The 13,007-nt window shown below is 38.2% G+C and carries 16 protein-coding genes; 13 read left to right on the top strand and 3 right to left on the bottom strand.

Annotated features, from left to right (window positions below):
* Positions 1–107 precede the first annotated feature (107 nt).
* The 12 genes from CTER_RS03620 to CTER_RS03580 all read left to right on the top strand — a co-directional run bounded on the left by CTER_RS03620 (position 108) and on the right by CTER_RS03580 (position 10,366).
* Positions 108–998 (top strand): radical SAM protein, encoded by an 891-nt coding sequence (locus CTER_RS03620; RefSeq protein WP_004623744.1) that lies wholly within the window; start codon positions 108–110, stop codon positions 996–998.
* A gap of 317 nt (positions 999–1,315) precedes the next feature.
* Complete coding sequence (locus CTER_RS26760; RefSeq protein ID WP_004623719.1) at positions 1,316–2,941, top strand: serine/threonine-protein kinase; 1,626 nt, start codon at positions 1,316–1,318, stop codon at positions 2,939–2,941.
* A gap of 297 nt (positions 2,942–3,238) precedes the next feature.
* Positions 3,239–3,877 carry an SAF domain-containing protein gene (locus CTER_RS03610; RefSeq protein WP_004623691.1) on the top strand — a complete coding sequence of 213 codons (639 nt, stop codon included), beginning with the start codon at positions 3,239–3,241 and terminating at the stop codon, positions 3,875–3,877.
* A gap of 262 nt (positions 3,878–4,139) precedes the next feature.
* Positions 4,140–5,024: a P-loop NTPase family protein gene (locus CTER_RS03605; RefSeq protein WP_004623736.1), complete on the top strand. Its 885-nt coding sequence runs from the start codon at positions 4,140–4,142 to the stop codon at positions 5,022–5,024.
* Positions 5,021–6,535, top strand: coding sequence for an ATPase, T2SS/T4P/T4SS family (locus CTER_RS03600; RefSeq protein ID WP_004623708.1), 1,515 nt, complete (start codon positions 5,021–5,023; stop codon positions 6,533–6,535). Before CTER_RS03605 ends, CTER_RS03600 begins: the two co-directional genes overlap by 4 nt.
* 1 nt (position 6,536) lies before the next feature.
* Positions 6,537–7,475, top strand: a complete 939-nt coding sequence (locus CTER_RS03595; RefSeq protein ID WP_004623738.1) for a hypothetical protein — start codon at positions 6,537–6,539, stop codon at positions 7,473–7,475.
* Between the two features lie 10 nt (positions 7,476–7,485).
* Positions 7,486–8,625 (top strand): hypothetical protein, encoded by a 1,140-nt coding sequence (locus CTER_RS03590; protein ID WP_004623705.1) that lies wholly within the window; start codon positions 7,486–7,488, stop codon positions 8,623–8,625.
* Between the two features lie 10 nt (positions 8,626–8,635).
* Positions 8,636–8,800 carry a hypothetical protein gene (locus CTER_RS28195; protein ID WP_165585945.1) on the top strand — a complete coding sequence of 55 codons (165 nt, stop codon included), beginning with the start codon at positions 8,636–8,638 and terminating at the stop codon, positions 8,798–8,800.
* Between the two features lie 92 nt (positions 8,801–8,892).
* Entirely contained in the window at positions 8,893–9,063 is a 171-nt protein-coding gene (locus CTER_RS28190; protein WP_004623715.1) for a hypothetical protein, read from the top strand.
* A 3-nt stretch (positions 9,064–9,066) separates the two neighbouring features.
* The gene (locus tag CTER_RS28185) at positions 9,067–9,213 is read left to right on the top strand and encodes a hypothetical protein (RefSeq protein WP_004623726.1); all 147 of its coding nucleotides are present in this window, start codon (positions 9,067–9,069) and stop codon (positions 9,211–9,213) included.
* A gap of 33 nt (positions 9,214–9,246) precedes the next feature.
* Entirely contained in the window at positions 9,247–9,693 is a 447-nt protein-coding gene (locus tag CTER_RS03585) for a hypothetical protein (protein WP_004623689.1), read from the top strand.
* Positions 9,686–10,366 (top strand): hypothetical protein, encoded by a 681-nt coding sequence (locus tag CTER_RS03580; protein ID WP_004623699.1) that lies wholly within the window; start codon positions 9,686–9,688, stop codon positions 10,364–10,366. Before CTER_RS03585 ends, CTER_RS03580 begins: the two co-directional genes overlap by 8 nt.
* Here the strand turns inward: CTER_RS03580 and CTER_RS03575 are convergent.
* Genes CTER_RS03575 through CTER_RS03565 form a run of 3 tightly spaced genes read right to left on the bottom strand, consistent with a single transcriptional unit; the run spans position 10,363 to position 11,635 of the window.
* Entirely contained in the window at positions 10,363–10,788 is a 426-nt protein-coding gene (locus CTER_RS03575) for a MarR family winged helix-turn-helix transcriptional regulator (protein WP_004623757.1), read from the bottom strand. The two genes, CTER_RS03580 and CTER_RS03575, sit on opposite strands and share 4 nt — an antisense overlap.
* A gap of 45 nt (positions 10,789–10,833) precedes the next feature.
* Positions 10,834–11,088, bottom strand: coding sequence for a TIGR03905 family TSCPD domain-containing protein (locus tag CTER_RS03570; protein ID WP_004623688.1), 255 nt, complete (start codon positions 11,086–11,088; stop codon positions 10,834–10,836).
* On the bottom strand, positions 11,078–11,635 hold the full coding sequence (locus tag CTER_RS03565) for a glutathione peroxidase (RefSeq protein ID WP_004623700.1): 558 nt from the start codon (positions 11,633–11,635) through the stop codon (positions 11,078–11,080). Before CTER_RS03565 ends, CTER_RS03570 begins: the two co-directional genes overlap by 11 nt.
* 454 nt (positions 11,636–12,089) lie before the next feature.
* Between CTER_RS03565 and CTER_RS03560 the strand changes: the two genes are divergently transcribed.
* Positions 12,090–12,989 carry a radical SAM/SPASM domain-containing protein gene (locus CTER_RS03560; RefSeq protein WP_004623702.1) on the top strand — a complete coding sequence of 300 codons (900 nt, stop codon included), beginning with the start codon at positions 12,090–12,092 and terminating at the stop codon, positions 12,987–12,989.
* Positions 12,990–13,007 lie beyond the last annotated feature (18 nt).

Genomic DNA, 13,007 nt, shown 5'->3' with positions numbered 1-13,007 from the left:
AATGTAAATACAGTATATTTTACGTAAAATTATTGATAATGTCTAAAGACCATGTGTTGCGCCAATATGAATAAATCTGGCAATATATGCTTAATGGAGAAGATCATATGAATCAATTTTGCAGTCAATGCCCGAGAAATTGCAATATGGAAAGAAAAACCTCTGCCGGCTATTGCGGAGTGCCTGAACAGCCAAAAGTGGCAAGGTCATTTTTGCATATGTGGGAAGAGCCTTGTATCAGCGGAACAAGAGGCTCAGGAACTATTTTTTTCTCAGGCTGCAACCTCAAATGTGTATACTGTCAGAATTACCGGATAAGCCAGGACAACTTTGGAAAAGTGATAACTGTCGAGAGACTTCAGGAAATAATTAAAGAGCTCATAAATATAGGTGCGCATAATATCAATTTGGTAAATCCGTCTCATTATACCGGCCCTATAAAGCAGGCCCTGATTTCATTAAAAGAAGCCAACGACCTTACGGTTCCCGTAGTATACAATTCCAATGGCTATGAAACGGTTGAGACACTGCAAACAATGGAAGGTCTGGTTGATGTTTATCTTCCGGATATGAAATATTCCACTGACGCTTCCTCTTTCAAATATTCCAGAGCTAAGGATTACCCTGAGGTCTGTAAAAAAGCTATTCTCGAAATGTTCAGGCAGGTAGAAAGCCCAATTCTGGACACTAACGGAATAATCCGAAAGGGTTTGATTATCAGACATCTCATTCTTCCCGGGCATGCAAAAGAAAGTATTAGCATACTGGATTGGATCAATGAGAACCTTCCCAAAAGTGTGTATGTATCTTTAATGAGCCAGTATACACCGTTTTATGCTGCCGAAAAACATCCTGAAATCAACAGACCCATTACCAGAAGAGAATATGGAAAGGTTGTTGATCACTTATATAAACTGGGGTTGGAGGAAGGCTACGTCCAGGAAAGGCAATCCTCTGACACGCAGTACATTCCTGATTTTAATCTTGAAGGAGTATAATATTTAGACCTTTTTTGAAAAATATTTGAAAAATTACAAAATAAATGTTGCATTATGGATTAAATTGGTTTATAATTTACATTACTGACAGTCATTTACATGAAATCATTTTCCTGTAAATTCAAATCAAGAGTCTTCGAAAATTAATTTCAAAATTTTTTAGAATATGGGGATTTATAATTTTTTAAATTTAGTGTAATTATTAATTAAACTGAGCGGAGTAAATTTCTTGTTTTTCATATCTGTAATATTGCTAATAAGCTTAGTCAATATTTGTTCAAAGATTTCATTTCAGCTATTTTCTATGAGGAGCTATCATGCAGGACAATTTATTTTTTCAAAAATATAAATACATAAAATCCTTGGGTAAGGGTGGGTGTGGTGAGGTATACCTTGCAGAAAACAAAAACCTGAGAAATCACTGGGCTGTCAAAGAGATACCAAAGGACCGGAAAACTTCGGTTAGCGGCTACATTGAGCCCGAGATACTAAAACGTTTGAACCACCCGGCTCTGCCCAGAATATGCGATGTTTATGAAGATGAAGCTAAAATATACATAATCGAAGATTACATTGAAGGTGTATGTTTGCTTCAGGAACTTGAACGCAAAGGAAAGTTCGAAGAACATGAAATAATAGAGTTAGGGATTCAATTGTGCAGTGTCCTGGCTTACCTGCATGGGCAGAAGCCCTATCCAATAATATATGGAGATATGAAACCCCATAATATTATTCTTACGAAGGATGGTTTTGTGAAGCTGATAGACTTTGGGGTATCATCCTTTTTAAAAAATGATGATACCGATGCGGAGGCTGACAAAACACTGCCTGCCGAGACAATCTTTATCGGTACGAAGGGATATGCTGCTCCCGAACAGTATCTTGGAACTTATGTCAGCCCAGGTACAGATATATATTCACTTGGAATAACACTTATACAACTGATCTCAGATATAAACCCTCTGAACTCCATCCAATCTTATTACAATGATGAATATAAAGAATATATGTCACCCGGTCTGTTCCGGATATTGCATAAATGTATTCAGTCCAGTCCGGAGCTCAGATATCAAAGAGCAGACCAGTTGATGAAAGAATTACAGGATTTAAAACTTAATAATATTAATAAGCCGCCTGGTATTGTATATGATAAGCGAAGTACTTATCTTACCAGAATCTTTGCCTTTGCCGGCATGGGAGGTGCGGGAGTATCCACCATAACAGCAGCTGTGGCAGCGTTTATGGCAAAGGGCTCACAACCTGTATGTATTGTTGATTTAAGTGAGAACCATACACTGGAGAAAAGTCTGGCTGTGAGGGGCACCACTGATTCTGCCGAACCTGTAAAGATTACGGCAGACCTGTATTATCTCAATCTTGGAAATCTGAAATCCAAGTTAAAAACGTATCCTGATGATCATACTGATCCTTTAATCCTTTATAAACACTTCTCAAAGCTTCAGACTCAATTTTCCTCCATTTTTGTTGATGCTGAGCTTTCAATTCTCAAGTTTATTGAGCATTTCGTAAATCACATTTTTCTGGTATGCGATATGAATCCGTATAACATATCAGGGCTCGGAGCGCGGCTTGATGTCGAAGTAATGGCTTCAGACCTCATTTCAGGAGCATCTTTTATAATCAACAAATTCTATAAAGGAGAATTAAGTTCGTACGATCTTCTTCAAAGCATTTTTCAAAGCAAGGGTAATGAAGAACATTTACAAAAACTTATTTCTCTTTCAAGAAAATTTGAGGTTCCGTATGATCAGAGGATATACCTCGAATGGATGTACAGCGGCTTTGGAGAACCCTTGAAATTCGGGAGGTTGCTTTCGGACAGGCTGGAAAAAGCTATTTCCTGCATTGTCACAGAAATCATCCAACCTCCCGGGGCAAGGCCGCATATGAAATTAAAGCAATTAATAAAAAGCTGGAGGTAACCTCCTTTATTCGCCTTATAGCTGTAGAGGAGTGAACAAATTTCATTATTATTTTGTGTCCGCTATGCGGCTCAAAGCCATAACATGGCTTTGGAGGTTAGCTTGAAAGACTTCACTTGCGTTCGTCTTCCAAGCAAACCTGTGAATTTATGGCCGTGCGAAATATTCAAAGTATTTACCAATACTTTGAAAGCGCACATGGCCAATTAACCTCCTTTATTCGCCTTACAGCGGATGAGGGAGTAAAGAGATTTCATTGCAGTTTTGTGGCCGCTATTGCGGCTCATGGAGGTTAATATGGGAAAAAGAATTATTATTAAAACAACGCTGATATGTATCGGGGTATTTCTGATACTGAACTCAGTAACTTTGGCCTATATTTTTAAGAAATATCCCCTGGATACCGAGCAGTATGTGCCCGCTGTTATCGCAGCAGCGGACATTGATCCGGGGACGGTCATTGAGAGTAAACATGTAAGAACAAAGCAGATTCAGAAATCCGCTCTTAGTGAAGCAATGGAAACTGATATTGGGAATGTTATCGGTAAAAAGACTGTCGGGAGAATAGCAAAAAGTGACTACTTCAGAGGGTATGACCTGCTTGATAAAAATAATTGGTATGAGCAGGATGAGAGGATAATTATTCTTCCTGCCAGTGTTGAGGAAAGACTTGCAAATTTAATCCGAAAGGGTTCATACATTGATATCCGGTTAAAAAAGGATACAGGTCAGGTAATAGAAACAATTTTGAAAAAAGTTATGGTTACCGACATGCTTGATGAAAATGGGAACTCAATTGATTCTATAACAGGTATCAATTCAAGGACCGCTTACATGGAGCTTGTGCTTGGAGAGGATGAACGCCGTAAGGTGTACGCTGCAATAACAGAAGGTAAGCTGATATATGAATTGTACTGTAATGAGTCACAGCAGTAAAAGAATTCATGATAGTAGTAAAGAGATTTCATTACAGTTTTGTGGCCGCTAAGCGGCTCATGGAGGTTAGCTTGAAAGACTTCACTTGCGTTCGTCTTCCAGGCAAACCTGTGAACTTATGGCCGTGCGAAATATTCAAAGTATTTACCAATACTTTGAAAGCGCACATGGCCAATTAACCTCCTTTATTCGCCACATTGCGATAAAGGATAATTACTTGCATAACATTTTGTGGCCACGAATGTGGCTCATGGAGGTTAATATGGGGAAAATACTTGCAGTTTGGTCGGACTCCAAACAATCAGGCAAATCGGTAGTTACATATATGCTTGCAAATCAAATGTCCGGTAATAAAAAATTAAAGGTATTGGTCTGCTGTTTAAATTTAAGGCACAGTTCGCTGTATAGATTGTTTGGAATTGATTCATCGGACACCGGACTTGAAGACCTGATAAACTATAAATTTTTTGAAAATATGAAGGAAGAAATAATTCAAGGAATTATACCAAGGTACGGAGATATTTGCTTCCTTGGAAGTTATAAAATGACCAACAGCTATGCTGTTAAAAATGCTGAAAAATTTGCAGATTTGTTTGAGATGCTGAAAAATTTATTTGATTTAATAATCGTTGACACTGTTTCGGAAAGTGAGAATATCCTGTCTAAACTTGTGCTTCACCAGGCAGATATGATTTTAAAACTGTATTGTCAGGATATTGAGTGCATAAACGGATTGAAACCGTCAGAAAAGAAAGTTTCTGCAAATAAGGAAACAGTTCATTTGATATCCAAATACCGTAATATTTATCCAAAGGTATCTGATTTGAAGCGTAGATTTGGTATAAATAAAGTTTTTACACATGAGTACTGTGAAACACTTCAGGAAATGAAAAACCGTAATAGCCTCCACCTGTATCTACAGAGAGAAACCGCCTGTAATAAATCCGTTGAAAAAATATCAGGCTATATGCTTCAGGAACTGGGGATTGCAGCAGAAAACGGTGTGACTGGCGACGGTAAAGCCGGTAACATTACGCCCAGTGACGGGCTGACCAATGGCCGCGGTATATTTGGGCGGTTTCTCAGACGGTTTGGCATAGCGGGAGCAAAATCCCTTTATACAAAACAGAAATGGAGTTTAAAATGAGAATACTACAAAGATTATGTTTGGCAGAGCTTATGAATTATATTGAGGAAGAACTCCGTATTAATGGTTTTGCAGGTATAAGCGAGATACACGAGGGAGGCGCCGGTTATCTTGAAGCGATCAGGCAGACTCAGAAGCTCCTGGCTATAGATGGTAGTGTACAGGCGCGGGAATTTATCCAAAACAGCATTTACTTTATTTTAATCGAGAAGTCCGAGCTTATAAACTCCGATAACATTGATCAACTATTGCAAGAGTATCATATAAACTATTATGAAAATATTTATACCGGAGCCAAAGAGGCTGTAAAACCCATAGACAATGAAATAAGCAGCTATCTGAGTAAATATTCCATAAGTGAGCTTGACGAATTTGATACCAAACTTCTAAAGCTGACACAGATTATTTATCAAGAGATATATGGTTATGGAATATTGGACGAGCTTGTATTTGATCCCATGTTAAATGAAATTGCCTGTACCAGAAGAGATTACATATGGCTTCAATACAATGGAATAAAAAGGCATATCCCCAATTCAAACTTCATTTTTAAGAATGAAGAGAGCTACCGTAAAGTCATAGAGAACAGGCTTACATCCACAGCAAAGGAAGAGATAAATTCAGGATATCCGCTGGTAAATGCCATATTGAAAAATGGTTCCAGAGTCACTGCTTTAAGACCGCCGCTGTCCAAGTATTATGTCGTAAATGTGAGACTTTTTGCCTCAAAAGCCCAGTTGATGAAATACCGGAGTAAATTTGTAGAGGACAGGATAGCAAGAATCATTGAGCTGCTGGCGGGAAAAGGCAGAAGAAATGTTGCAATCATAGGAGAACAGGGCTCAGGCAAGACTACTGCCGCAGATGAACTGATTATCAAACAGCTGGATCCCGATATAAGCATCGGATTGGCAGAGAATATACATGAGCTGAATATTTCAACCAACTATCCCGAGAAAAACATTGTGGAACTGCAGTATACAAAAGATTTTAAACCTTCCGACATTACAGAAATCTTCTTCAGGTTAAACAGAGATATAGTTATCTATGGAGAGGTAAGGAACTCCTATGAAGCTTTTGAAATGATAAAAGCCATGTTAAGACAGGCCAGGGGAAGCCTTTTTACCTTCCATTCTTCAAGTACAAGACGAATGATACATGATCTCAGACAGCTTTTAATGCAGACAGGGTATTATACCGACTACAGGGAAGCCCAGTTCGATGTGGCTGACGCAGTCGATCTTGTGGTACATATCAAGCTTGACAGGGAAACCGGACAAAGATACGTGTATAAGGTCTCTGAGGTTATTGCAAATGAAGAAGGCATGTCCTTTCAAATAAATGACCTGTTTGTATTTGACAGGGAAAAAGGACAGTATTGGGTCAATCAGAAGGGCTTGTCCAGGGAACAGATATTGTCATGCATGGAGTATGAAATGTCAAATTCGGATATAGAGGAACTTAAAGGTTTGTTCGGTCCTGAGCCGGAAAGAATATCCGGAGGGGAATAATATGCTGGATTCAGTAATAGGTGTGCTGCATCATTTCAATCCTTTTCTTTCATTTCTTCTGGCGGGGCTGCTGCTGGTTTTAGCCGGAATATACGTATCGGTATACAAAGTTGCTCCATTAAATTATAAAAATATCAAAAACATAAAGAAAGTCAAATATCTTTATTTCGTTGAACTTTTCACAAACAGGTTTCCCTTGAAAATATTATCCCGTAAACTTTCAAATTCCATATCATACTTTTTATTGGACGATTTAGCCGAAAGAAGTATAGCAGCGGCTTTTACCCTGGGCTTACCTATTGTTGGGAGTCTTATGTACCTGGCCTTGAATGGGGTTTTAAATCTCTGGTATACCAAACTTGTAACTTTTCTTCTGTGCATGATGGTTCCGTATTATGTATTTACGTTAATCGTTGATTATATGAGGTATAGCCTTAGAATGAAAATACCCGGCTTAATCGATGGGTTCAGGAGTTCATTCATGCTGCACTGCAGAATTAAACCGGCACTTCTGGAGTGCGGCAGGAACATGGACCGGTCGTTGGGCAGGATCATATCAAGGGCTTCCGATTGCAGTGATTTGAACAACAGTCTTTGCGAAGTGAGGGACAGGATTAATGATACCTGGTTCAATATTTTTGTTTTGCTGCTGGTAAATTACCGTGAGAACGGAGGTGAACTTATAGGCCAGCTTTACAAGCTAAACCGGACTATTACCAGGTACAACAATATTGAGAAAAAGAAAAATAAGAGACTCATATGGTATGAGGTTTTTACAGTGGGCGCGAGTATTTTGAGTCTTCCGGTCATATTGCTTCTAAATAAAACCATATTAGGTACAAATACAGGGCTTTATTATAATGTGACTGCTTCATTTGCTAAAATTGCCGTATTTTCACTGGGTGCACTATTGATGGTAAGAATACTGAGAAGAATATAAGGAGAACAACATGATTAAAGGGCTGATGATTTTTGCCGATTTGCTGGGAGCCCTGCTGATTGCATCCGGGGTTTTATATAAAGCAGTAAGACCTTCGGTATATATTGAGAGGGAAAAGGAGGGCAAGACACCCTTATTATTTTTATTGGAAAGGGTTACAAAACATAAAATCATATCTGCCCCGCTAAATTTTATATCAAAGAACAAAAAAATGTTGGTGAACAGGTATCTGACTAAAATACTTGAACTTAGTGAAGCAGGAATAAGCCTTTCGCAGTTTTATTTTTTAAAATTCCTTTGTTTGCTATTCTTTACGGGTTTATTTCTGGCGATTTTGTACAGCAACACAGCCTATCAAGCCAAAATAATAGTTGAGACGTCAGGTCCTGATCAAATCCTCTTTGGCAGTTCAGAAACGGTAGATCATACTAAATACCAGCTTTACAAGCAAATATTGGAGAATATTGATTCCAGAAAGCTGTCGGGCAGCATTTATTCAGAGAAATACAATATGGTTGAAGAGGTAATGGCAGAACAATTAAATACGTCGGATAGACATCTTCTGGACGAAAAAACAAAATGGTTTCTGGACACCTGGCAAAAAGTAAAGTTAATCGAAACCTTTCACCTTAAACACCTCATAGTAATGATTCCTTCTTCATTTATACCCGATATATTTTTTATTATAGGATGGCTTATAAAAGGCTCTGTATACAAAAGAGAAATAATCAAACTTGAATATGTTTTTGAACTTCTTTCAAAAGTGGAGGGTATTAAAACCCTTGATATTATCAATCAACTGGAGAGGTCTTCAAAAATATATTCAAAATTCTTCCGGGAATTCTCCCATCTTTTTAAATACGATAAGGTCAAGGCCTTTAACTTTTTGAAGAACAGAAACATAAAAAGTCTTACAAAAATAGCCAACATTTTAGAGATATACAGTCGGACAGACAAGGAAATTGCTCTTCAGATCCTTGAGCGGGAAATTATTGAGAGAGATGAGGCTATTATCATGACAGCTGATGAAACTGTGGATTTTATTGATCTGGCAGCATTTTTGAGTATAGTGCCGCTGGTTTATGAATTGGCCAGACTAATGCTGGATCCTATGCTTGACATAGTTTATAAGGCCTTTGATTATATCTAGCAGGAGGTGGTTGGAGATTAAGCAGATAATTATATCTATTGTATTATTGGCCATTGCATTGGCTCTTATTATAGGAGTCATAATACCGTTGTTCGAACACGGGACAGCTGCAGGCCAAAAAGCAGTTTTACAGGGAGAAATAGTCAAATCCAGGCTAACTGAAGTGATCAGGTAGCGAATATAAAAACCCGGTTGAATAAAACAAACTTTAAGCAATCAATTACAGGGAATTAAAAATCATTTAAAAAATAAAAGGAGCCAGGAAATATGAAAAAAATTATATTATCAATAGCTATGTTCGCTATAGCAATGGCACTGCTGATAGCTGTAATATTGCCACTTGCCGAGCATGGCAGAGAAAATGGACAAAAGGTTGAGATACAGATGGATTCCGTGGATACAAAAGTCAGCTCACTATCCACGGCCATCACGAGGTAGCCAATGAAAAATATATTAATTGCAATAATTATGTTTGCATTGTGCATCGCGCTGGTTATAGGCACTGTGCTTCCGGTTACGGAACTTATCTCGGATACCGGCGGAGAAATATACAAAACAGTACAGGATCTAAGTGAAAATATTAAGTAAAAACTTTTCTGTATAAAACGGAGGTTTGAGATTTTGAATAAAATATATGCTTTCCTGATAATTATACCTGTCATTGCACTGCTCTTTTTTAAGGCCCTGGCCTTCTATGAATTTGACACAAAGCAAAGGTATATAAAGAACACCATAGATACTGCAGCCCACAAGGTAATGATAACAGGTGTTTTGACCAAAGGAGACAAAGAAGAATTAATTACAGATCTGAATAAATTAGGTGACTTCACGGAAGAAAGTGTCATACTTGAATCCGGTTCAATAAACTCAAACGGGTCGGTAGCAGGGCTGTTTCCCTATACGACAGGAGGGATTCTTGACAGGGGAGAAGTCTTCAGCATTAAAGTGCAATCAAAAAATGAGAGCTTAACTTCAAGGATAGAAGGAAATTCTGCGGTTGAAAACGGAAAGTTGTATTACAGGGCAAAAGCAATCTGCAGGGTTGAAAAAAAGAAAACCGATGAGTAAAAAAATAAGCCGTATAATAAGTAATCTGCCAATAAATGAGGAAGGCGGCGGACTGGGTACGTTATTTATAGGATTATCAGTGATATTACTAATACTGATGATTTTTATAAATATTGCCGACTATTCTCTTTATACCTACAAGCGCAATGAAGTTTCAAAGGCAATGGATTATGCTGTTACAGCTGCTTCACAACAAATTAAGGCAGAGCATCTTGAAGAAATGTCTAAGGGCTTTTCAGATACCTCCGGAAAAAAGCTGCTGGAAGGTGTTGAAATTAATATGAGTACGGCAAGTGCTGCTTTCAATGAAATATTTTATAGGAATGTAAGCTTATCAAGTATCAGTATAAATAATAACCTGCTATTATGTTCCACAACATTGACAAATGGCAGCCTAAAATACACCATTCATGCCAATGGCAGCACCTTTGAACAGGGAGAAATTAAAGAACCGTCAGAACTGGAAAATATCATAAACACGGCCCTTTCCCGTTTGTGGCCGGATAGTGACAAGACAGGCATTTATATCAACGGAAATCCAAGAACAAATATGGTTGAAAAGGGAACATATTTGTTTGCAGTAATAAGTGATATAGAAATAAAAGGATTGATTTCGAAAAGAAAAATTAGCCTTTCAAGCTTTGCAGGAGCAAAACTTGAAAGAGGCCACTAGATTTGTTTTAAAATTTTGTGCAGCGTTTGGTGTAAAAAAAGCACTTCTTCATTTGATAAAGAAAAGCATCTGCCTATTTGCTCAGGGACAGCTGCGGCTTTATCCTTCAGGAGATTGCCGTCTTCAGTTAATTTGATATAAACATTTCTTTCATCCTCCGAACTTCTTATGCGCTTAATTAATTTTTGACCTTCCATTTTCTTCAACAGAGGAGTAAGGGTTCCGGAATCCAGATAAAGCCTTTCACCCAGAGCTTTTACAGTTAAATTATCTTCTTCCCATAATGCCATCAGAGCTATATATTGAGTATATGTCAATCCCAGAGGATCCAGAAACGGTTTGTATTTCCGGATAATTTCCTTTGAACAGGCATATAACGGAAAGCATAATTGATTTCCCAATTTTAATGAGTCGTAATTCATATAACCTCCATAGCACAATGAAATCTCACAATAAAGCGTTACATTCTACACATCTTCTTCATATGCTGCCCTGACGGCTCTGGCAAGCTGATCGGTACAGGAACTTGTTTTGTGTCCGCATTGTATTCCTTTGAAAAATTCTTCTATTTTATCTACCGACATCCCTTCTACAACTCTGCTAATGGCTTTAAGATTTCCGTCACAGCCACCTTTGAAAACTACGTTTTTTACAATGTCTCCTTCAAGATCAAAAGTTATTTGCAGGGGACATACTCCCTCAGGGTAAAACTCATGTGACATTTTGATATCCTCCCTCAAGTAAGGCAATAATTTGTGATTCAATATCCTCAGGTTTGTGCATGGGTGAATACCTTGCAACAACCTTGCCGTTCCGGTCTACCAGGAACTTTGTGAAATTCCATTTAATATTGGTTCCCAGCAGATTTTGTCCTATGGCAGCAAGACCCTTTACGATAGCAGATTTTTTACTGTTTTGCTGTTCATCAGGGGTTACGGACTTTAAATAATTATACAGGGGTTCGGCATTTTTCCCGTTCACATCTATTTTTGAAAAAGTTTTAAAGGTAACTCCGAATTTTGTCTGGCAGAAGCTGACTATTTCGGAATCTGAACCCGGTGCCTGGTTAAGAAATTGATTACATGGGAAATCCAGAATTTCAAAGCCTTTATCCTTGTATTTATCGTATAGCATTTGCAGACCCTCGTACTGAGGTGTAAAACCGCATCCGGTAGCAGTGTTGACTATCAGAAGGATTTTGCCCTTATACATATCCATTTGTATCTCATTATGCTGTGCGTCCAGGACTTTAAAATCGTAAATGTTCATTAATGCATCCTCCCAATCCTTATTTTATTTATCCATGTATTTTATATAATTGAATTGAATACAATTAAATTATATAAAATACATGGCTCGTATGTCAACAAGAAAAATAAATAAAGATTTAAGTGTTTACCTTGGAAATTATATCATGCTTTCTTGAGAAATCATGATATAATATTTGAAAGGAGCATGATGAAAAATGGCTGATGACACATTTGAATTATTGACCAGAGCTGCCAAATAAATTAAATAACATATCCCGATAAGGCTTTAACTTATCGGGATTAATAATATATTGCAATTTTATGATTCAATTTTTGAAAAATGTAAATTAATATAAACTAGTAGTCTGTAACATCTAAATTCATATATTGCCGGCGGTTAAAGTCCGGACAATACACGTTTTAAATGTTACATACTACTGGAGAAGTTTTTAAAACAACATACGGAGTGAGCAATGAAAAAATATAAAAAGGTTTATATAGAAATAACCAATATCTGCAACCTGGAATGTTCTTTCTGCCCCGGTTCAAAAAGACAATCCAAATACATGTCAAAAGAAGAATTTCTGCATGTTATCAAAGAAATAAAACCCTGCACGGATTATGTCTACTTTCATTTAATGGGAGAGCCACTGCTGAATCCGGGGATTGAAAGCTTTATTTCAATTTGTGCTGCTAATGATATCAAAGTAAATTTGACAACAAACGGAACCCTCTTAAAAAAGAATAGGTCAATCCTTCTAGATACTCCTGGTCTAAGAAAGGTCAGCATATCCCTGCACAGTTTCGAGGCAAACCGTGAAAGGATTGCTTTAGAGGAATACCTTGGAGACACTGTAAATTTTGTAAAGGAAGCAAGTGCCCGGGGAATAATTTGTGAATTCCGGCTCTGGAATGCGGAAGGAGCAGGTACAACGGCTGAAAACAGCTTGAACGGAGACATATTAGAGGCACTGAACCTGGCTTTTACTTCCGGAGGGGTAAACTCTCAAGCCGACCTGGAATCTGCCATGTATGAGGGGTCAGTGCTGCGCCAAAACATAAAACTGGCCGACAGGGTATTTTTGCATTTGGCGCAGAAGTTTGAGTGGCCTGATTTGGAACGTGCTGATCCAACTGAGGCTGTGTTTTGCTATGGCCTGAGGGATCAGTTCGGCATTCTGGCCGACGGCACTGTGGTTCCCTGCTGCCTGGACAGTGAGGGCAATATACCCTTAGGCAATATATTCGAGCAGCCTCTCAAGGATATACTTGCCTCCCCGAGGGCGTGCAGGATGTATGACGGTTTTACCGCCCGCACGGCGGTTGAAGATTTATGCAGAAGATGCGGATATGCGGAGCGCCATAAACGGTAAAACTGGACGTAGCAAATT

Source organism: Ruminiclostridium cellobioparum subsp. termitidis CT1112 (assembly GCF_000350485.1).
GTDB lineage: Bacteria > Bacillota > Clostridia > Acetivibrionales > DSM-1351 > Ruminiclostridium > Ruminiclostridium termitidis.
The sequence above is the reverse complement of the archived record's forward strand: the minus strand, read 5'-3'. Positions and strand labels throughout refer to the sequence as shown.